Here is a 19,838-nt window from a genome sequence, read left to right as displayed (position 1 = left end):
ACATTATTAGCGTATTAATAAAACGGACACAGTCCGGGTAACAATTGTGTAAAGACCACTAGGGAAGTGGGATTTGTGTGGTTGTTGTGCTTTTGCCATAAAAAGCTGATAATCAATTGAAAATAATAAACTCGAATGACACATTTTGACCCAGCAAAAAATAAAGTACTCTTTGGAAGTACAGATAAGTTAGCCGATTGGATAGCTGAAGATACAGACCAAAGTAAAATCATTGATAAAATCAAGTTAATGCTCAAAAATTACCTTGAATTGGATAATGTTAGTTTTCTATTTGGGTCAGGAACTTCAATTCATTTGGGAGCAGTAGCGATACGTAATTTTCCCATTGAAATTGAAAAATACATCATAGGTCAAAACCTTGAGAGAGAGTTCTTTTCAATAATTGAAGAATTACAATCTGACTTAGTTGGTGATAAGGCTGATAAAACGGTCTTTAAAGACGGAAGAGGTTGGGACTGTATAGTCGATGAGAGCATTTATAGAGATAACGTATCTAAAGAAATAGCTATTGAATTTGAAAAGGTGTTGAATTATTTAATAGCTAAAGATTTTGTCTTAAATGAGGATAAAAGCCAAGAGAGGACAGACAAAATAAATGAATTAATCACTACAATTAAAGAGGGGCTTTTCGAAGTTTGTGATTTAGAAAGAAGATCCGTTTCTAAGGAGATAATTAAAAGAAAAAAAGAAAGTGCTTTTACCAAAGAACAAGCACAAGGCGAGCTACTGGAATCAAGAAGCAAGTATATCTTTCATGAAAAATTCTTAAAGGCTCTCCTCCAAAGACCTTTGAATTTGAGGCGAGCCAATATTTTTACTGCCAATTACGACTTGGCTTTTGAATATGCCTTTGATAAGTTGGGTGTTCATTACATTGATGGCTTTTCAGGATTTCACAAGAGGTTCTTTAAACCAGAAACATTTGAATACGACATTTTTTACCCAGGCTCTACTACTTCTGGTAAAGTCCAGAGAATAGAGAAAGTAGTCAGATATTATAAGTTACATGGTTCATTATCATGGGTCAATTCCGAATCAAGGGATGCAAACAATTTATATGGGATTGAAGAGAAGCCTCTAGAGCTAATAGCATCACTAGAGAAAAAGGGGGAGATCATCATTTATCCCTCCGCAGTGAAAAAGTCTTACACTCTTGACCTTCCATACTCTGAGCTATTTAGACAATTTGCTTCAACCATTACTCAATCTCAATCAGTGCTCGTTACCGTTGGATATTCATTTGGTGACGATCATTTTAACGATATTATTTACCAAGCATTATCAAACCCTACTTTCACCCTTATTGTAATCGACTTTCAAGGCACACAGAACGAATACATCAATAATCTGAAAGAGCTTAATGACCCTAGAATCATAATACTTGAAGGAGAATTTTTTGGTGACTTCCTGACCTTTGCAGATACGCTAATGCCCAATTTTAACAATGTTGACAATAACGAAAACGTTGCAAATACTTTGAATGAGCTATTAAGTACCAAAGCTTCTAACAATGAACCTACTAAAGACGCAGAAGCATGAGTGAAAGAAGCATTGGTAAAGTAATTTCTGTTGACAGTTTTAGAGCTTATATAAGACTTGATGATGATTTAAAAAGTCTTTATAAAAGCGGCTATGAAGATATCTTTGAAGTTGCCAGAATTAACTCTTACGTTATTATTCCAATTGGGTCAGATAAAATTGTAGCCATGGTTACAAGTGTCAGAGCAATTGATGAGACAGAAATTGGAAAAAATAAAGAAGCCATATTTTTAACTAAATCCGCAAGATATTTAGTGGCAACCATGATTGGGACTATTGAGAATAGTGGGAAATATGTACAAGGAGTATACAATTATCCTATCCTCGACAATCCTGTTTGGTACGTAACAAGCCAAGACTTGGACAATATTTTTGATCAAAAGAAAAAGGAAGACTCGGAGAAAATAAATTTTGAAGATGATTACTATTTACCTATTGGAACATCTCCTTCCTTTTCTGATTATAAAATCAAGATAAACCCAGATAAATTTTTCGGTAAACATGCGGCAATATTAGGTAACACAGGTTCTGGGAAATCCTGCACGTTTGCATCTATTATTCAGAGCATGTTCGATTTTGATTACAATGGGAAAAAGTTGCAAAATGCTCATGTCATCATATTTGACACAAATGGAGAATACAAACAGGCTTTTCAAGGAACGAAAGAAGCTCCATATAAGAATCTAGAATTAGTAAATCCATTTCACATAGATAAGGATGGTATGAAAGTTCCTTTTTGGTTTATGAATTTTGACGATTTTGATTTTTTGTTTAGACCAAGTGAACTCACGCAAGCACCGATTTTGAAAACTGCAATTGGCTATTCTAAAAGCGAATCTGATAGTACCAACCCAAATATAGTATCCAAACATTACGAGAGATTTATTACTACAATTTTAGAGAGTGATGATCTGTTTATGAAAAAATATCATAAACCTTCAAGTTCTTGGGTAATTAACCCTAACAATGAAATTGTAGAATTATCCAATGAAATACCAGCCCAATTCACTGACATTAAGAACCAATTGAGATTACTTGGCTTAGAAGTTAATAAAATCAAGGAGATTAAGATTAAGGAATCGTTAGAGAGTTACTATTTAGAATACTTAACTCAAAAAGAACAAAGCAAGAAAACAATATCTGAATCAATTGACCATCCAAAATATTTTGATTTTAGTGAATTAATTGCGAATAGCATAAATCAAGCAATTGATGATAGTGAAGGTAGTTCTCAAAAGATACGAGAACATTTGTCTACCTTAAAAATGCGATTGCATTCCTATTTATCAGACGAGCGAATATCTAATCCATTGTTGTTGAGTCAAAAAGAAGATATAGGAAATGGATTAGCAAAATTCATAGCATTTATTGTGGGGGATTTTTGTAAAGTATTTAAAACAACTGACGCTGATATACTCTCTGATTATCATAAAAAACAACTTACTAAAGTAGATTGTGAGAAACTCGAGTCAAACAAACCAAGCCAAGTAACAATTATTGACATGTCTTTATTGCCTTATGAAGTTTTAGAAACGATTACGGGGTTAATTGGTAGACTTATTTTAGACTTTGCATCTCGTTTCCCCGAAAGTGACAGAGGTAAACTTCCAATGGTTATAGCGTTGGAAGAAGCTCAAAATTACATTCCAGAGAAAAATAGAGGTGATAGAGAGTCAATAGCTAAAAAGGTGTTTGAGCGGATTGCGAGAGAAGGACGTAAATATGGTATTTCTTTACTTGTTTCTAGTCAGCGTCCATCTGAATTATCTAAGACTGTATTATCTCAATGCAACTCTTTTATTATTCACAGGCTTCAAAATCCAGAAGACCAGAAATATGTAAGGCAATTAGTTTCAGCTGCAAATGAGGATATTCTGCAACAGTTACCAATTTTACCGCAACAACATGTTGTAATTATGGGTGATGCAGTGAGAACGCCTGTTCAAGCAAGAATGAACAATGCAAATCCAAGACCTAATAGTAATAATCCGAAATTCGTACAAAACTGGACTATGGACTTGCCTGTAGACTTCCCGAATTATGAAAAAATAGCTGAAGCTTGGGAGAAAGGGGAGAAGTACAAGCCTATTAAAGGTGACTCTGATGTTCAAAAAGAAGAATAAACGCGAAAGCACAATCGAGTAGACGTCAGTGAGCGATAAGCCCACGGTGCACTTTCCTCTACTCTTAACCTCCGCTAAGGCCTAGAATAAAGAAGGGCGTTCGCCCGTTGTTGGGATTCTCTTCCTGTCGTGCGTGTAGTCTTTTTTGGTGCACTGTGAGACTGGTTTGCAGTGGCTGATTCTTATAAACCACTTTTTAAAGAAAACGAACTCATTGATGAGCCAGATCCAAAGTTAAAACTCATAAAATCTGTAAACAGCACATTACATTTAATTGAATATCTTAAAGATACGGTTTCTAGACTCAGGCCTGTTGTAACACCAATTCACTTTTGAATACAATTAAGATTATCGAGAAACATGGACTGTGCTATTTGATATGTCATTGCAGAAAAGATACTTCGGTGCTTCTAGCAACTGGGGCGCATATTTATTTTAGTTGGACGTATCGCCCCATACTTTTTACCATATGTTAAATCATTAAAATTCAAGTTTTATCAACTTGCTATTATGGAAGAACTGATAAAATACATCTTGCAAATTGGCAACCTCAATCAACAACAATTAAACCTTGTAACCCAAAGCGCAATTGAAATTGCTCTTCAAAAAGACAAGTATTTCTCAGAGGCAGGTAAGATCCCAAGGCAAGTTGGTTTTGTAGTAGAGGGTGTCATAAGAGGTTGTTATTACAACAAAGAAGGAGAGGAAATCACGCGATGTTTTATTAGCGAGAATAGCCTGGTAGTAGATTATGTCAATTTTGAAGCAAACACTATCTCCGCTGAATATTTGCAAGCATGTACCGACTGTAAGCTCATTGTTTTTTCTAAGCAACACTGGGAAGATCTGTCACAGATTATTGTAGGGTGGGACAACATTAAAAACAAAATGGTACAATTGTGTATGTACCAAAAATCCAGAAAAGGTCCAGTTGTGTCACAAGATGCTACTACTCGCTATTTAGAATTTATGGAAAACTATCCTTCCCTTATTAATCGTATTCCATTGACTTACATTGCTTCTTACTTAGGCGTCACACAACAGTCCTTAAGTAGAATAAGAAAAAACATCCGCTGATTGCTTTTTACCATATGGTAAAACAGTTTGTTTTTCATCCAGCGAATTTTGTTTCAGAAATTTAAACTGGAAACAAAATGAAAAAAGCACTTATTACAGGAGCGAACAAAGGAATAGGTTTTGGAACAGCAAGACTACTATTACAAAGCGGATATTATGTCTACATGGGTAGCCGAAATCTACAAAATGGAGTAAAGGCTGTTGAAGAGTTAAAAGCTGAAGGGTGGAGCAACGTCGAAGTGATCCAGATGGATATAACGGATGAATCTTCAGTGCAAAAAGGCCGTGAAGCTATTGGGAAAAGGACGGATGTTTTGGATGTCTTAATAAACAATGCGGGCATCAACGGAGGAAACAGTCCCTATACGGCTCTTGAAGCCAAACCTGATGAGTATCGAGCGGCATTTGATACCAATGTGATCGGAACAGCAAGAGTGACAAATGCATTTGTTGATTTACTAAGAAAGTCGGACGAACCAAGGATTGTAAACTTGAGTACGAGTGTAGGCTCTCTTACCTTGCAAAGTGACCCCAACTGGCCAGCTTACGATTATGCCAAATATGCAGTCTATGCTGCCTCAAAAGCAGCACTGAATATGTATACCATTCATTTAGCGTATGAACTTCGTGATACCAATTTCAAAGTCAATGCTGTTTGTCCTGGGTTAACTGCAACTGATTTTACTTTTGGCAATGGTGGTGATGTAGAAACTGCTGCCAAAAGAATCGTTAAGTATGCAACCATAGGTGAAGACGGTCCAACGGGTAAATTCTTTAGTGAAGAAACCAATCCTGAAACAGGGGAAGTTGCTTGGTAAAAGAAATAACAAACCGCTAATCGAGTAGACGTCCGTGAGCGATAAGCTCACGGCGTGCTTCTCACACCACCGCTCCCGCCATATTCTCTTTCTCAATCACCAAAAAACCAACCGAATATTAGCCTGTTGCCTTGCCTAAATTCTTGGATTTTCAGCTCAAATATGACCTGCTAAAAAGAGCCCGTTTTAGACCACCTGTGTTTGCGGTTTGAACCACGTGTGTTTGACGCGCCAACCACACGTGGTTGAGCTTTCAAAGACGTGTGTTTGAAGCTCCGATCACACGTGGTCTGAAAAATCGCCCTCAGATCCGTCTAAACGTGCATTTTTGAGACTGAAAAAGATGCTAAAGCCGCGGCGCATCGCATCAGTTTTACTTTTGGGAATCCCTCTGCTCTTGATCTCCGCTAAGACCTACAATAGAGGAGGGTGTCCGCTCGTTTTTGGTATTCTCTCTCTGTCGTACGTGCAGTTTTTTTGGGTGCACTGCGAGACTTGACTCGAGCCTGCCATTGCCAAAATACACACCGACCGTCACTGTCCGACGAGGACGAGGGCGCAGATCGGCGCAATCCCCGCCATGAGCAGTACAGTTGTCCTACAACTACGGCGTTCACTCCCCGCGGATTCCCTTGCCGAGCAAAGGGAATGACGCGTAGCATAGAGTGGTCGAAAGGACAAAAAATGGTTCCGTAATGTCTAAGTGATTGGAATACTGAATGCTCCATGTCGAACATTGATTTTTGCCCTCAAACATACCGACCGAACTGCGGGGCAGGTCTGTGGGTGGGGGCGTTATTTCCCGAAAGGGTCGTATAGGAAGTACCTAAACCCTACATGGAGTTGGTTGATGACTAGGCCGTTGGCGAAGTAGTTGTCGGGGTTGCTGACCGAGCGGAGGCCGTACTCGACGTGTTTCATGGGGATGTATTCGACATTGACTGTCCACTTGGGGTGTACGGGTACTTCGATCCCGAATCCACCGATGAAGCTGAACACCTCGGTGCTAAAACTGTCTCCTTTGGTTTTGAGGGTGGTGTCGAGGATGGTGCCATCGTCATCCACGTCGTAGATGATGCCGTCATTGTCGATGCTGCTGTTGTAGGGGGAGATGTTTTGGTAGATGCCCTGGATGATGAGGTAGGGGTGGATCATCCCAAAGTGGTGTCCCAGAGCAAGGCGATAGCCGTGGTTGTAGTGGGCTGTGGTCTTGATGCGGAAGGCATCAAAATCATTGTCTAGGGTGACGTTTTGGTAGTTGTAGTAGTATTGGGCATCCAGTGTGAGGATGTTTTTCCCACTGGGAGCGTTGATGTTTTTTCGAAAGCCCAAGGAGAGACCGACTCCATAGTCTCCGAGGGATTGTGAGAGAAAACCGTCGTTTTTGGATTGGGTGCTGTGCGAAAAGTCATACTGCCCGTCACTGCTTCGGACTTCTTCGTGGGTCATGTAGGTGTTGAAGCCCGTCCCGAAATAAAAGCCTTGTTGTGCTACGCTCACCAGCGGTATGGCCAGTGTGAGTACAAAAGTGAGGAACAATGACGTAGGTGTCAGGAGGTTTTTGATTGTTGCTTGCATGTTTTGGTTTTTGATTGTGTGCACAAATAAACCACCCTCCGTCGCATCATACTATCCCCAAAAGCCAGAGCCCTGCCCCAATCGGTCAATCATGCGATGACCGCAGCGATGGGGTGGGTTTAGGCACCGAGGATCTCCCGTGGCAACTGGCCGTGGTATTTTTTGAAGGCCTTCGAAAACTGGCTCAGGTTGCTGTAGCCGATGAGGTACCCCACTTCGGAGATGCTGTGTTGTTGTTGGAGGAGCATTTCTTTGGCTTTGTCGAGTTTGTACTGGAGGTGGTATTGGTAGGGTGTGATGCCAAAGACTTGTTTGAATAGCCCTTTGAATTTGGAGAGACTCATTCCTGCCGAGGAGGCCAGGGTCTCGTTGGACTGTGGGGTGTCCCAGTTTTGTTCTAGCGCGTGTCGTACGGCCATCAGTGCTTTGAGGTCTGTGGGGGCTATGGATTTGGACTGTGTATGGGCTCGGTTTTCGACTTTGTCAAAGAAGTGAGAGAGGATCTGTAGTACGCGGGCAAACAAATTGATCTTGCTGAATTGCTCCGGCTGGGCGCGGAAGCCTGCGATGGTCTGACTCAGGGTATAGTCGAGGTTTTCGAAGAGGTAGATCCCGACCTCTTGGGAGAGCAGGTGGCTCAGCGTACTGTTGTTTTCTTGGAGGTTGGTCTCAAACCAGGCTTTCGAAAACGTAATGTTGAATACATGGATGGGCTGGTGCGTAGGGAGGCTCAGTTTGGCCTGTGTCATAGCGGAAGAGAGCAAAACACTCTGGTTGCTCAGTCCGAGTTGGTAGGAGTTGTGTTCGGTTTCTTTGAGGATGGAGGTTTGTGAGATATGAAAATTGACGATGAAGTGATCGTTGGATGAGGCAGGGACGCGATGGAGCTGGACGGGTTGGTTGAGCTGCACATCGATGTAGGTGACATAGAGGCCTGGTTGGATCTCAAATACCCTGATCGTACCAGTGCCTACCTCAGGGAGCAGCGTGAGGGTATTGTCGGCCAAGGTAGAGGGCAACTGGCGATGGAGTGTTTCGATCCATTGTGTCGATTGGGTGAGTGTGTAGGTGATTGGGAGCACGAGTTAGGGGATTGATGGTATGATTCTGTTGTCGTATTGGCTTGGTTTTTCTTTGGGTGTATGTGTCTTGGTTTTGGAGCGATACGCTTTTCTGTAGGGGTTTCTTTACCAAGAGGTCGGTTTGTAGTCCTTGAGGAACTTGCCGCACCAGTGTTTGCCAGTGTTGATCCCATCGAATAGCGGATCGAGTACCCGCGCAGCACCGTCCACGATATCGAGTGGCGGCTGGAAGTCGTGCTCCTCTTCTTTCTTGCGGGCCAGTTCGGCGGGATCCTCGTCGGTCACCCAGCCTGTATCCACGGCGTTGGTATAGATGCCGTACTTGGCAAAGTCCGAGGCGCAAGTCAGCGTCATCATGTTGAGGGCAGCCTTGGCCATGTTGGTATGGGGGTGACGGTCCTCTTTGTGAAACTGGTGAAACTTGCCCTCCATCGCCGAGACGTTGATGATGTGCTTCATGCCTGTGTCGTCTTTTTTCATCAGGTTGACGAGGCGGTTGCAGAGCACGAAAGGCGCGACGGAGTTGACCAGCTGCACTTCTAGCATTTCGTTGGTGTGGATTTCGCCGAGTTTGAGTCGCCAGCTGTTGGTTTTGCGCAGATCGACCTGCTGGAGGTCTGCGTCCAGTTTCCCGTCAGGGAATACCTCTTCGGCAGTCAGTGAATTGTCGATGCTGTAGGGGATCTGCGACAGTTGTGCCGAGGCACTGAGTCCGATCCCGAGTTGTTTGCCGTGCCAAGTGACGGGTAGGTTTTTGCCTTGCCCTTCGGCAAAGCCTGCACTCAGTTGGCGCAGTTCGTCAAGGCACGCATCGTGATCATGCAGCAGCTCCTGAGCAAATGGAGGGAGCTCAGTCGTGCTGCGGCCTTCGTTGGGCATGAGGTGTTTGTAGAAGCCCGAGGGACGTCTCACCGTCTGAGCGGCATTGTTGATGAGGACATCCAGGCGGTCGTACTGTTGCTCGATGAAGTTGCAGAAGATCTCCACACTAGGAATGTGGCGCAGGTCTAGGCCGTGTATTTTGAGGCGGTGTCCCCACTGCTCAAAGTCGGGTTCTTTGGCATAGCGGAGTGCCGAGTCGACGGGAAATCTCGTCGTGGCGATCACCGTAGCACCTGCTCTGAGCATGAGCAGCGTGATGTGGTAGCCGATTTTGAGGCGTGAACCAGTCACGAGTGCGACCTGCCCAGTCATGTCCGCCGTCTGAAAACGCTTGGCATAGTTGAAATCTCCACAGCTCTTGCACATCGTGTCGTAGAAGTGGTGCAGTCGGTGGTACTCTTCCTTGCAGACGTAGCACTGGCGAGGAGAAGCGAGGAGGACTTCTTTTTCTGCTTCGGCCCCTGTGAGTGCGATCATGGTCGGTGCGACGAAGACGGATGCTTCACGTGCCGAGCGTATGCCTGTGGCATTGCGAGACTGTTTGTCCTGCGCAGCGATTTTCTTTTTGATGCGTTTCTTCGCTTCCTTCTTGCGTTGAGCGAGTTCTTCTTTGCTGGGGCGGGAGAGTAGGCCAGCGGCTTTGAGCAGAGAGAGGCGTTTGTCTTTGGGGATGTCAAAGATCTGGCTGGTGTCGCTGTTGAGTGATTCCAAAGCAGCGATGCACTGATCGATCTGTTCAGGACTTAATTTAGGAGTAGCTCCGTCTTCATTGGGAGGTGTGTTCCCCGTCTCACTTTGCGCTTTGGCCATGGTATGTCTCTTTAGCCCGCAAAACTAGTGATTTGGCAATCAAGATGCGCTACGCCCTTTCTGAAATCAATGCGAGCGTCCGAATGAGGCAGTAGCGTCAGGGCTTTACGGTTTCTTGCATTAGGTCTTTGTTGCTCATCCCTCTTGCTCATTGTTAGCACCGAATGCAGGCTTTTTATGATTCATATTTTAATGTTTGACTCCTATATCAACATAGGCTTCATGGTTTCTTCACATATACTTTTTATTCGAATGGTATCATTGTGGGATACAAAACGCAACACATGAAAAAGTACCTATCGATGATTCTCTTGGGAATCATGGCGGCCTGTACGGCACCTACGTCTCACGAGTCTCAGGAGGTTTCGACTGAAGAAGCCACTCCTAAAACAAGCATAAAAATCGCGTTTGGCTCGTGCAGCAACCAAAACAAACCTCAGCCTTTATGGGATGATATCCTAGCAGAGTCTCCCGATGTCTGGATATGGCTCGGTGACAATATCTATGGCGATACCGACAACATGGACACCATGCGCGCCAAGTACCAAAAGCAAAAGATGAACCCTGGCTATCAGGCGCTGAGAGCTGCCACGACCGTGATCGGGACGTGGGACGACCATGATTTTGGCAAAAACAATGCAGGCAAGGAGTATGAAGCCAAAGTGGGGAGTCAGCAGGAATTGCTTGACTTTTTGGATGTGCCGGTCGATGACGTACGCAGAACCCGTGAAGGCGTCTATGGGACGTATACGCTAGGGGATTCGGCTATGCAGGTAAAAGTGCTGCTGTTGGATACGCGCTACTTCAGAGACGAGATGTCCTTGGTCAACGACACCATCGTGCCCAACCCCGAAGGAGCTATCCTCGGTGAGGCACAGTGGGCGTGGCTCGAAAATGAACTGGCTCAGTCCACTGCAGATGTGCATTTGTTTGCCTCGGGGATACAGTTCTTGCCCGAGGAGCACATCTTCGAGAAGTGGGCCAATTTTCCTCAGGACAGAACCAAGATGCTCGAAATGCTCGTGAAGTATGAGGTGAAGAAGCCGATATTCCTCACCGGTGACCGACACATCGGGGAGATGTCCAAACTGGACTACAACGGACGCAAGGTTTATGACATCACCTCTAGCTCGCTGACGCATGGCTGGAGTGACGAGCGTCAGGAACCCAACCGGCACAGAGAGGGGGATATCGTCTATGCACTCAACTACGGACTAATCGAAATCAATGCAGATGACTCTGTCAGGGGCTACTTGAAATCCGACTCGTCAGCCGTGATGGAAAAGCTAGACATTGTCTTCGAATAGGAGGGCAAAAGTTCATCTTCCCTTGCTTTTGATTCGTAAGGAAATGTAGCGTCCGTTCTCTCTATTAAGGGTCGACGGATGCACAAATATTTATTCACTAAAAAACCAATGACATGAAGAAGTTACTATTCCTAACAGGAGATTTTACAGAGGATTACGAAACGATGGTACCCTTTCAAATGCTCGAAATGGTCGGGTACGAGGTGCACACCGTGTGTCCTGACAAGAAGAAAGGCGATATCGTCAAGACGGCCATCCATGATTTCGAAGGAGATCAGACCTATACCGAGAAGCCTGGACACAACTTCGCACTGAACTATGATTTTGATGCAGTCAGTACGTCGGACTATGAGGGACTGGTGATAGCGGGAGGCAGAGCACCAGAGTACCTCCGGCTCAACGACCGTGTGATCGAGATCGTCCAAGAGTTTTTCGAAGCGGACAAGCCCGTGGCGGCCATCTGTCACGGGATACAAATACTCACTGCCGCAGGAGTGGTCTCGGGACGCAAGCTGACTGCCTATCCAGCGGTGGGGCCAGAGGTGACACTAGCAGGAGGGGAGTTTCAGGACATCCCTGTCGATGGTGCCTATGTCGATGGCAACCTCGTGACCTCACCTGCATGGCCCGCGCACCCTGCTTTCATCCGAGAGTTTCTGAAAGTGCTCGGTGCGAAGATCGAGATTTAACTAAAAGGTGTTAAATCTCGTTTAAAAATACGGTCTCAATAATTGTCATAGCGAGATGCATCTGCCTAATGGCAGGAATCCCCTTCGGGCTATTGGTCTGAGGGGGATTTTTTATGTAGTAGTTTTTGCTCTATCCTTAGGGAGCATATGAGGAGGCTGCTAGAGCAGTACTCGGAGGAGCGTTTTCTTATCCTGAGATGGGGATAGCAATATTGAGGATGGTTCCCCGTCCGAGATAGGAGTCAATATCAATCTCACCATGGAGTAATTCTACTCTGGATACAATGTTTCTCAGTCCTATTCCAGTGGTAGTGGTCTGGGTGTTGAACCCAACGCCGTTGTCCTCGACTAACAAGCTGAGTCGTCCATCTGTAATGGTGAAGTTGATCTCAATGTGTTTGGCTTGGGAGTGCTTGATTATATTGGTGATGAGCTCTTGGAGGATTCGGTAGATCTCTGATTTAATATGCTCTGGTAGCTGGTCTATTTTGTCTTTTGGATAGTAGTGTGTCCCTATGTGTATCTTGCACAAAGCAGATAGTTCTTTGAGATAGTTGTCTATCAGTTCAATGAACGACGTATTGGTAATACGAGGGGGTGTTAGATGGTGCGAGATCGTACGTACTTCTTCATAGGTGTCGTTTAGGTTTGTGATGATTTTCTTCAATGGTTTACTCGCACCGTACTTGTCTGTCAGTTGTGAAAGGCTCAGCTTAATGCTAGCTAATGAGCCAGCGATCCCATCATGGAGTTCTTTTGCGATTCTTTGCCGTTCGTGTTCTTGACCCTCTATGCTCGCTTGGATAGTTTTGATCTCATGTGTACGAATCAGCTCTAGCTTTTTTTGTTTTGCGACTTCTTTTGCTTGTTGAGCGAGTAGTTCTTTGTCCTTTGTTTTCTGTCTGTAGAATACGAACATTACGAACATCACCGTAATGATGAGGATGGAGCTCGCTATGGAGGTGTTTCTGATCAATGCCTGTTTGTGTAGTTCTGCTTTGTTGTTGGCGAGCTTAGCCTCTTGCAACTCTTTGTCTTTTTTGAGAAGCATGATTTCTTTTTCTTTTTTTTCGACTTGAAATTTAGTGAGATACTCTTCCACTAGTTTACTTTTTTCCACTGATAGCAAGCTGTCTTTAAATTGCCAGTAGGTGGTGATGTGCTCCAGTGCGAGTTTGTACTGCTTGGTGTCTTCGTAGGCAAAGGAGAGGTTGGCATGTATGATATATCTGTTTCCTTGGTGGGTTTCTTTGGACAGGGCTAGCGCTTTCTTTAAATAGAAGATGGTTTGATCATACTTGAGTTGATCCATATATATGGCTCCTAGGTTATTGTATACTGATACGAGTATTTCTTTATTTCTTTTTACGTTTTCTAATTGGTCTATGATCTTGTGTGCATACTGAATTGCTTTGGGTTGATCTATTTCTCTGTATAGAGATACTAGGCTATTGTATGCATATACTTCGCACATATCAGTTTGTGTTTCGACACATATTCGCGCACTTTCTAGATAGTACTCTTCAGCTTTTTTGAAATCTCCAGTGTGTTTTATAGAGATGCCGAGGCTGTTGAGAATCTTATGTTTTATGGACAAAGGAGGGTTTTTTGATAGAGCTGTTTCTAAGTAGGAGATGGCTTGATCATACTTTCTTTGGTAGTTTAGTGCAGTGCCTATGTGCCCGTATATTTCAGCTGTAGTATCCTTGCCTAATAGTTGCTCTGCTATTTTCATAGCGATCAGATATCGCTTTATTGCTTCGTCATAGTTGCCCATTTTCATGTAGACGGAGCCCATTGATTTTTGACAATTCATGACTCCTTTGGTATCCTTTAGCGAATCATAGATTTTTATACCTGCTTCGAGATTGATTAGAGCACGATCAAATTGATCTTCTAAAAACTGAGCATTGCCTAGATATTGATAGCTAATAGCTGATCCAATTATATAATGATTTTTTAAACTGATTTCAAGTGCTCTCTTTGCTAAAACAATGGCTCCTGGCAAAGAATCGGATACTGGTAGAAGACTTGTGCTAAGAAGGGTATCAATTTGAATTTGATAGGGGAGACTTTCGATTCTTTCTTCGAAAGCCTTCATTAATACGGACTGTTGCGAGTAGCTACTTTGCAATCCGGTTGCGATGAATAGTATGAATATGGGTAGAAGGCGTTGTAATCTCATAGACATATGAAAGCCAAGGTAACAAAACTAGAGTTAAGAAATTATATAGGACATGAAATGAAGGTTGAGTCTTAAAGTTATAGCCACTTTATGTCATATCATTAGATAATCAAAAAAGGTCTGGTAATAATTTTTACCTTTGCGAGCTAAATAATTATGACAATGGTAGAATTAAATAGCGAAGACCAAAAGTTCAGTTACGGACTAGGTCAGAGTGTAGGACAAAACTTTGCGAGTGAAGGTTTTGATAAGGCATTTGATATAGATGCATTCATGAGTGGACTGTCGGATTCTTTCGCGGGACAGAGTGCCATCTCTCCAGAAGAGATCAACGAAGTACTCCAGAAGAAAATCGGCGAACTCAAGGCAAATGCACACGCTGGTGTGAAAGATGAAGGAGAGGCGTTTCTCAAAGAAAATAGTGCAAAAGAGGGTGTAGTGACTTTAGCGAGTGGTCTACAGTACGAGATCATCGAGTCTGGAGACGCAGCGGGTACTAAGCCTACGGCGGCTAGCCAAGTGACGACACATTATACAGGTCAGTTGATCAACGGACAAGTATTCGATAGTTCGGTGCAGCGTGGACAGCCTGCAACTTTCCCAGTAGGGGGAGTGATTGCAGGGTGGACCGAAGCGCTACAGCTAATGGTACCAGGGGACAAGTGGAAACTTTATATTCCTTATAACCTGGCTTATGGAGACAGAGGAGCGGGACAGGATATTCCTCCTTTCGCAGCGTTGATATTCGATATTGAGTTGATCTCGGTGAGTTAATTATCGCTAAGCGATCAAGATACAAAAGCTGACTTTCGGGTCGGCTTTTTTTGTTTGTGGGTGTGCATTTAGATGATGTAAATCATGATTTGATGGGGATAGCGTCATTCTTTTTGGAAGAGATAATGGCCAATTTAGGTGTCTAAAAGAAAAACAGAACGCAACCCACAAAGTCATGAAAGCAATAGAAAATAATGCGACAGTCACTCAGCTCTGGAAAGCTGAATTGATGGCTGCTAATACGAATAGACCTAAAGAAAACAATCCGAAACCAATAGCAGCACAGCCTTTGGTGCTTAAGCAGCAAGATTATGATGAACTCATCCAATGGAAGCAAGAACGGGCCGATAAGCTAAGAGGGCAGAGTCGCATGTTCTTTTTTATCGGGTTGGCTGTGGCGCTGTTTGCTGTGAACTTGGCCTTTCAGTGGAAGTTTGAAGACACAGCTATTGTTGATGAGTTGGTGATGGAAAAGGCGGATTTTGAAGAGGTGTTAGAAATACCACAGACGCAGCAAGCCCCACCTCCACCTCCAGAGCAAGTGGTGCAACAACCAGTCATAGTGGAGGTTCCAGATGAAGTCATACTAGAAGAGGTCAAGGTCAACATGGACGTGGAAACGACAGAAGATATGGTAGTTGAGGAGATAGAGTTCGTTGAAGAAGAGCCAGAGGAAGAGGTCGCGGAGGAGATATTTTTGATCGTAGAGGACAAGCCCGAGCCAGTGGGTGGTATGGCAGCATTTTATCAATACGTAGGAGAAAATGTCAAGTACCCTAGAACTGCCAGTCTAAACAATGTACAGGGTAGAGTCTTTGTGCAGTTTGTCGTCAATAGCACGGGGCAGATCAGTGACGTCAAAGTAGTTAAAGGCATAGGCGGAGGATGTGATGAAGAAGCGGCTAGAATAGTCCAAGAGGCACCCGACTGGAACCCTGGCAAGCAACGTGGGAAAGCAGTAAGTGTCAGAATGGTACTACCGATCACATTTAAACTAGCCAATAGATAATGGAGGTTAGGCCTTGATGACCACCTCTGGTTTTAAGAACTTTCTGAGCAGGATGCGTTCTGCCTGATCAGGGAGTTCTATCCAGTTAACATGCATGTCTTTCATGTATTCCTGTCCAGCCAGTAGGGTACTGTAGCCATACTTTTGCGATAGTTTTTTGAGATATTTTCTGTCTTTGACTCTACGTCCGCGGACGAGATTTTGAATATCCTGAATTACATGTTTGGATTCGCTAGCCAGTATGGGCGTGTTTCTATAATCTACGATGAAGAATACGCCTTTGAAATCTGTAAACCGACCCGTGTGGTTCAATATGGTTTTGATGCCATTCCCTTTTTTATAAAACGCTGTGAGTGGAAATCCCTTATCCAGTTTCGCACGAAACAGTCTTAGGTTTGCTTCTACAAATGATCTGTTAAAGTATTTTTTCGTTGCTCTCATGGTGCATGGGTTTCGTGGAGGTGTTGATTTTGATGTATATCATGAAAAAACCGTACCTATTCTTAACAATAGATCAGAAGTGAGTTGTAGACTACATATTGTAGAGATGAGTCTACAGTATGTAGCTCGGTAGCCTCAGCAGCTGGTATGAAAAGCCGTTTGAATGACGTTTGGGATGGTTGGCACGTTTTTTCGAACTACAGTAGACAAATCAAAAAATAACAAACATGAAAACTTTAAAAATCAATCATACCCCAGTATCACTTTTGTCACTTGTATTAGTTGCTATGCTTGCTCTTGCTTCATGTACAGGCAAGACGCAGAAAGAGAATAGCAACGACATGACAGAAAATGACCTGTCAGATGACTTTGAACAACAGAGAGAGGAACTAGTCGAAAAGTTAGAGTCTATGGAGGAAGATATCGACGACTCAATAGATGATCTAAAAGATAAAATGAATATCGATGAAGGTCCTGTAGAAAGAAACTTCGAAGAAGCGGTTGACAACTTAGAAGCCAAGAAAAAGGATGTGTCTGATGCTTTGGCTGAAGTTAAAAGTTCTTCAAAGGACAACTGGAATGAAGTCAAATCTGATGTCAATAGAGCCTATGATAATATGGCCAGTGAACTGAAAGAAACTAAAGAAGATATCAAGCAAAAGTTTGATGAAATGAGTAACTCATAAGTTAGATTAGCAGTAAGTTTAGAAGGGTTCGGTACTACCGAACCCTTTTTTTTTGTGCAGGGGTTTCTCTCCTTTATGCTTCTCGGTTATGTTTACAGGAACAGAAAACGCAAGACCATGAACCGAGTACTCTTTTTGAACACTTCATTTAAAATATCATGTTTGATCATAGCATGTTTGACCTTATCATGCCAAGAACCAAAATGGGAGTCTCTCCTGGATACAGAGATGAGCCAGTGGGACACCTATCTTAGCTACAAGCACCATTATGGCTATAACGGTTCGATACCGCTAGATGCAGATAGTGTAGAGGTAGCACCCGTGGGATTGAATCCCGAAGGTTATGATGTGTTTCGGGTGATAGAAGAAGAGGGTGAGCCTGTGCTACATGTGAGTGGTGAGTACTATGGCTGTGTGATCACAAAGAATAGCTATGACAACTACCATCTGAAGGTGGAGTTTAGATGGGGCGAGCAAGTCTGGCCTCCGAGAGAACATCTACTGAAGGATGCGGGTATTCTGTATCATTCGGTGGGGCCTATGGGTGCGGAATATTGGCGGTCATGGATGCTGTCTCAGGAGTTTCAAATTATGGAAGGACATATGGGAGACTATTGGAGCCAAGCCAATTCGGCTATAGATATCCGTGCCTATTTGCCCGAGGGAATCATGAGTCCAGTGGCTGACGATAGTCAGCCTTTTTTATCTTTTGGTCAAGATCAATCGATCAAAGGCTATTGTATGCGCAGTGCTAATTTTGAGCGACCGACAGGAGAGTGGAATACATTGGATCTCATCTGCTATGAGGGGAAGAGTCTACACATAGTCAATGGTGAAGTGGTGATGATACTAGATCACTCACGCCAAATGGTGGACGGAAAACCAATCCCTCTTGTCAAAGGAAGAATCCAATTGCAAAGTGAAGCTGCAGAGGTCTTTTACAAAGGAATACAAATCCGATCTCTAGATGCTATGCCGACGGAGTATCAGCATTACTACGAATAGGTGGTTAGACTAAGATGTAGAAAAAGCCCTCTGTAATAATAGAGGGCTTTTCGTTATAGCGAACGGGACTATTTTGTGTTGGCCAATGGTGCATGGGCGATTAAGTCTAGCGGTAGAGTAGCTTTCTTTTTTCGGGGAAGCTTTTTTGTTTTTTGTTTTGCTCCATTTGTTCCGTGGTATTTTAGTGAGTACACCGATTTGTATTGCTGGGGATCGGCAAAGTAGGCATCTAGTTGCGTGCGGGTCTGTGGTGTAACGAACCCCATGAGTGGCTGGTAGACTTCTAACAATTGGGTTAGTGATTTTTGGATTTTGATGTCCCATTGCTGGTAGTAGTTGTCAAAGTCATCCAAGGCGATTTTGCGCCGGCAGGAGTGTTCGTGACAGACCAAATCCATTTCCTCATCGATGTTGAATATCCCGTATTCGTCGGTGATTTGTTCTCCTTTTTTGATATCTCGGATGGCTATCTCAAATCCGTACCCTGTACTCATGGTGTTACAGTTGCAGCAGTGGTTGACATACTTGGCAAAGTCCCAGCTGACGATTTTGTTGCCAGACTCGTCGATGTAGGAGTACTTGTCTATCACTGTTTTCATTTCGGGTGTATGAGTCAGGTAGTCCATAGGCGTGATTTCTAGCTCTAGGCTGTCCTTGACATATACGATCGTCCCTTCTGGGATGAATTGTGTAGCGAATACCCCGTATCCGACTACATCATTGATGTGTTTTAGCTCTGTTTTTGGATGAATCATCGTTCCATCATTCAAAATAAATTGGATGAATTTATCGAAAAGGAAAGAGGATAGTTGTGTTTTGAACTGAAAATATTTTCAGCGCTTTTTTAGCTTGAGAATTACAGAGGGAAATAGTAAATATTGTGGAGATACGTAGTTTGGTTAAGAAAGAAAAACAGTGTGCTATTTTCCTTGTTGACTCTAGCTTGTACTAGTTTTAGGTTTATGAAATCGATACATCACATTGCCATTATCTGCTCTGATTATGAGATGTCTAAGGATTTTTATGTTCGTGTACTCGGACTAGAGATCATCCAAGAAGTCTACCGGGAGGTACGTAATTCTTATAAGCTGGATTTGGCGTTGAACGGGCAGTACATCATCGAATTATTTTCCTTCCCTAATCCACCGGCTCGTCCTTCACGTCCTGAAGCAGCTGGTTTGAGACATTTGGCATTTGTGGTGGAGGATATTGAAGCAGAAGTACAGCGCTTGGTGAATTATGGCTTGATTGTTGAAACTATCCGTGTGGACGAATACACCGTCAAGCGTTTTACTTTCACGAGTGACCCTGACGGCTTGCCTATCGAACTGTATGAGTCCTAAATTTATGTATCATCAAAAGAGGAATAGTTATGAAGAAGTTAGCGTATTTGATGTGGCTCATGGGTGGGTTAGTGTTTTTCAACCCCATTATGGCTGCCGAGTCTAAACAAGAACACAGTCGTGTGGATTTGGATAGGATGAAAAAGGATCTTCGAAAGACAGGAAAGAAGATCGGTGACGAAACCAAAAAGGGCTACAAGAAAGTCGAGAAGGAAGTGAAACCTGTGATGAAAAAGACTGGAAAAGCTGTTAAGAAAGGTGCAAAGAAAGTAGACAAGCAAGCCAAGAAGTTTAGCAAGGCAGCCCACCGAGAGTTTAAAATCTGGGTAACCTCAATTCAAGAAAAGAGAAATAAGGATACTGCGCTTCAACATCAGGAGTCCAAGGAGATTAGTATTTAGATCAAGTTGCTATGTTAAAGCAAAAGCGCCCAATACCGTCATCGGTATTGGGCGCTTTTGTTATTTAT

At 43.3% G+C, this 19,838-nt stretch carries 18 protein-coding genes; 12 read left to right on the top strand and 6 right to left on the bottom strand.

Annotation, left to right across the window (positions count from 1 at the left end):
• Positions 1–135 precede the first annotated feature (135 nt).
• The 4 genes from BUB99_RS04260 to BUB99_RS04245 all read left to right on the top strand — a co-directional run bounded on the left by BUB99_RS04260 (position 136) and on the right by BUB99_RS04245 (position 5,578).
• Positions 136–1,560 (top strand): SIR2 family protein, encoded by a 1,425-nt coding sequence (locus tag BUB99_RS04260; RefSeq protein ID WP_073119687.1) that lies wholly within the window; start codon positions 136–138, stop codon positions 1,558–1,560.
• Positions 1,557–3,683 carry an ATP-binding protein gene (locus BUB99_RS04255; protein ID WP_073119686.1) on the top strand — a complete coding sequence of 709 codons (2,127 nt, stop codon included), beginning with the start codon at positions 1,557–1,559 and terminating at the stop codon, positions 3,681–3,683. Before BUB99_RS04260 ends, BUB99_RS04255 begins: the two co-directional genes overlap by 4 nt.
• 510 nt (positions 3,684–4,193) lie before the next feature.
• A complete protein-coding gene (locus tag BUB99_RS04250) occupies positions 4,194–4,760 on the top strand; it encodes a Crp/Fnr family transcriptional regulator (RefSeq protein WP_073119684.1) in 567 nt (188 codons plus the stop codon).
• Positions 4,761–4,837: 77 nt separating this feature from the next.
• Positions 4,838–5,578, top strand: a complete 741-nt coding sequence (locus BUB99_RS04245) for an SDR family oxidoreductase (RefSeq protein WP_073119682.1) — start codon at positions 4,838–4,840, stop codon at positions 5,576–5,578.
• A 795-nt stretch (positions 5,579–6,373) separates the two neighbouring features.
• Here the strand turns inward: BUB99_RS04245 and BUB99_RS04240 are convergent.
• The 3 genes from BUB99_RS04240 to BUB99_RS04230 all read right to left on the bottom strand — a co-directional run bounded on the left by BUB99_RS04240 (position 6,374) and on the right by BUB99_RS04230 (position 9,930).
• Positions 6,374–7,156, bottom strand: coding sequence for a hypothetical protein (locus BUB99_RS04240; protein ID WP_073119680.1), 783 nt, complete (start codon positions 7,154–7,156; stop codon positions 6,374–6,376).
• A 119-nt stretch (positions 7,157–7,275) separates the two neighbouring features.
• Positions 7,276–8,238 carry a helix-turn-helix transcriptional regulator gene (locus BUB99_RS04235; RefSeq protein ID WP_073119678.1) on the bottom strand — a complete coding sequence of 321 codons (963 nt, stop codon included), beginning with the start codon at positions 8,236–8,238 and terminating at the stop codon, positions 7,276–7,278.
• Positions 8,239–8,343: 105 nt separating this feature from the next.
• Positions 8,344–9,930, bottom strand: coding sequence for an SDR family NAD(P)-dependent oxidoreductase (locus tag BUB99_RS04230; RefSeq protein ID WP_073119677.1), 1,587 nt, complete (start codon positions 9,928–9,930; stop codon positions 8,344–8,346).
• Positions 9,931–10,214: 284 nt separating this feature from the next.
• Between BUB99_RS04230 and BUB99_RS04225 the strand changes: the two genes are divergently transcribed.
• Entirely contained in the window at positions 10,215–11,237 is a 1,023-nt protein-coding gene (locus BUB99_RS04225; RefSeq protein ID WP_073119675.1) for an alkaline phosphatase D family protein, read from the top strand.
• 113 nt (positions 11,238–11,350) lie between these two features.
• Positions 11,351–11,926, top strand: coding sequence for a DJ-1/PfpI family protein (locus BUB99_RS04220; protein WP_073119673.1), 576 nt, complete (start codon positions 11,351–11,353; stop codon positions 11,924–11,926).
• Positions 11,927–12,113: 187 nt separating this feature from the next.
• Here the strand turns inward: BUB99_RS04220 and BUB99_RS04215 are convergent, their stop codons facing one another.
• Entirely contained in the window at positions 12,114–14,111 is a 1,998-nt protein-coding gene (locus BUB99_RS04215; protein ID WP_170863728.1) for a tetratricopeptide repeat-containing sensor histidine kinase, read from the bottom strand.
• Between the two features lie 162 nt (positions 14,112–14,273).
• On the opposite strand from BUB99_RS04215, the gene BUB99_RS04210 reads away from it, so the two are divergent.
• Together BUB99_RS04210 and BUB99_RS04205 are read left to right on the top strand one after the other, a co-directional pair.
• The gene (locus BUB99_RS04210; RefSeq protein WP_245816791.1) at positions 14,274–14,885 is read left to right on the top strand and encodes an FKBP-type peptidyl-prolyl cis-trans isomerase; all 612 of its coding nucleotides are present in this window, start codon (positions 14,274–14,276) and stop codon (positions 14,883–14,885) included.
• A 175-nt stretch (positions 14,886–15,060) separates the two neighbouring features.
• Entirely contained in the window at positions 15,061–15,894 is an 834-nt protein-coding gene (locus BUB99_RS04205; protein WP_245816790.1) for an energy transducer TonB, read from the top strand.
• 6 nt (positions 15,895–15,900) lie between these two features.
• Here BUB99_RS04205 and BUB99_RS04200 read toward each other — a convergent pair whose 3' ends face one another.
• Positions 15,901–16,335, bottom strand: a complete 435-nt coding sequence (locus BUB99_RS04200; RefSeq protein WP_073119667.1) for a hypothetical protein — start codon at positions 16,333–16,335, stop codon at positions 15,901–15,903.
• Positions 16,336–16,562: 227 nt separating this feature from the next.
• Between BUB99_RS04200 and BUB99_RS04195 the strand changes: the two genes are divergently transcribed.
• Together BUB99_RS04195 and BUB99_RS04190 are read left to right on the top strand one after the other, a co-directional pair.
• Entirely contained in the window at positions 16,563–17,021 is a 459-nt protein-coding gene (locus BUB99_RS04195; protein WP_139280890.1) for a sll1863 family stress response protein, read from the top strand.
• Positions 17,022–17,138: 117 nt separating this feature from the next.
• Positions 17,139–18,026: a 3-keto-disaccharide hydrolase gene (locus BUB99_RS04190; protein ID WP_073120589.1), complete on the top strand. Its 888-nt coding sequence runs from the start codon at positions 17,139–17,141 to the stop codon at positions 18,024–18,026.
• Between the two features lie 68 nt (positions 18,027–18,094).
• On the opposite strand, the gene BUB99_RS04185 is transcribed toward BUB99_RS04190, so the two are convergent.
• The gene (locus BUB99_RS04185; RefSeq protein WP_073119663.1) at positions 18,095–18,781 is read right to left on the bottom strand and encodes an SET domain-containing protein; all 687 of its coding nucleotides are present in this window, start codon (positions 18,779–18,781) and stop codon (positions 18,095–18,097) included.
• 207 nt (positions 18,782–18,988) lie between these two features.
• On the opposite strand from BUB99_RS04185, the gene gloA2 reads away from it, so the two are divergent.
• Positions 18,989–19,369, top strand: coding sequence for an SMU1112c/YaeR family gloxylase I-like metalloprotein (gene gloA2, locus BUB99_RS04180; RefSeq protein WP_073119661.1), 381 nt, complete (start codon positions 18,989–18,991; stop codon positions 19,367–19,369).
• 29 nt (positions 19,370–19,398) lie between these two features.
• Positions 19,399–19,770 carry a hypothetical protein gene (locus BUB99_RS04175; RefSeq protein WP_073119659.1) on the top strand — a complete coding sequence of 124 codons (372 nt, stop codon included), beginning with the start codon at positions 19,399–19,401 and terminating at the stop codon, positions 19,768–19,770.
• The last annotated feature ends 68 nt before the right edge of the window (positions 19,771–19,838 follow it).

It is taken from the genome of Reichenbachiella agariperforans (assembly GCF_900142205.1).
Lineage (GTDB): Bacteria > Bacteroidota > Bacteroidia > Cytophagales > Cyclobacteriaceae > Reichenbachiella > Reichenbachiella agariperforans.
Note: the sequence above shows the minus strand (reverse complement) of the source record. Positions and strands in the feature narration are given on the sequence as shown.

Excerpts from the sequence above, each read along its gene's own strand:
- BUB99_RS04190 (WP_073120589.1), top strand. The coding sequence starts at position 17,139 with ATGAACCGAGTACTCTTTTTGAACACTTCATTTAAAATATCATGTTTG.
- BUB99_RS04245 (WP_073119682.1), top strand. The coding sequence starts at position 4,838 with ATGAAAAAAGCACTTATTACAGGAGCGAACAAAGGAATAGGTTTTGGA.
- BUB99_RS04225 (WP_073119675.1), top strand. The coding sequence starts at position 10,215 with ATGAAAAAGTACCTATCGATGATTCTCTTGGGAATCATGGCGGCCTGT.
- gloA2 (WP_073119661.1), top strand. The coding sequence starts at position 18,989 with ATGAAATCGATACATCACATTGCCATTATCTGCTCTGATTATGAGATG.
- BUB99_RS04250 (WP_073119684.1), top strand. The coding sequence starts at position 4,194 with ATGGAAGAACTGATAAAATACATCTTGCAAATTGGCAACCTCAATCAA.
- BUB99_RS04255 (WP_073119686.1), top strand. The coding sequence starts at position 1,557 with ATGAGTGAAAGAAGCATTGGTAAAGTAATTTCTGTTGACAGTTTTAGA.
- BUB99_RS04185 (WP_073119663.1), bottom strand. The coding sequence starts at position 18,781 with ATGATTCATCCAAAAACAGAGCTAAAACACATCAATGATGTAGTCGGA.
- BUB99_RS04205 (WP_245816790.1), top strand. The coding sequence starts at position 15,061 with ATGAAAGCAATAGAAAATAATGCGACAGTCACTCAGCTCTGGAAAGCT.
- BUB99_RS04260 (WP_073119687.1), top strand. The coding sequence starts at position 136 with ATGACACATTTTGACCCAGCAAAAAATAAAGTACTCTTTGGAAGTACA.
- BUB99_RS04220 (WP_073119673.1), top strand. The coding sequence starts at position 11,351 with ATGAAGAAGTTACTATTCCTAACAGGAGATTTTACAGAGGATTACGAA.
- BUB99_RS04195 (WP_139280890.1), top strand. The coding sequence starts at position 16,563 with ATGAAAACTTTAAAAATCAATCATACCCCAGTATCACTTTTGTCACTT.
- BUB99_RS04230 (WP_073119677.1), bottom strand. The coding sequence starts at position 9,930 with ATGGCCAAAGCGCAAAGTGAGACGGGGAACACACCTCCCAATGAAGAC.
- BUB99_RS04200 (WP_073119667.1), bottom strand. The coding sequence starts at position 16,335 with ATGAGAGCAACGAAAAAATACTTTAACAGATCATTTGTAGAAGCAAAC.
- BUB99_RS04175 (WP_073119659.1), top strand. The coding sequence starts at position 19,399 with ATGAAGAAGTTAGCGTATTTGATGTGGCTCATGGGTGGGTTAGTGTTT.
- BUB99_RS04240 (WP_073119680.1), bottom strand. The coding sequence starts at position 7,156 with ATGCAAGCAACAATCAAAAACCTCCTGACACCTACGTCATTGTTCCTC.
- BUB99_RS04210 (WP_245816791.1), top strand. The coding sequence starts at position 14,274 with ATGGTAGAATTAAATAGCGAAGACCAAAAGTTCAGTTACGGACTAGGT.
- BUB99_RS04215 (WP_170863728.1), bottom strand. The coding sequence starts at position 14,111 with ATGAGATTACAACGCCTTCTACCCATATTCATACTATTCATCGCAACC.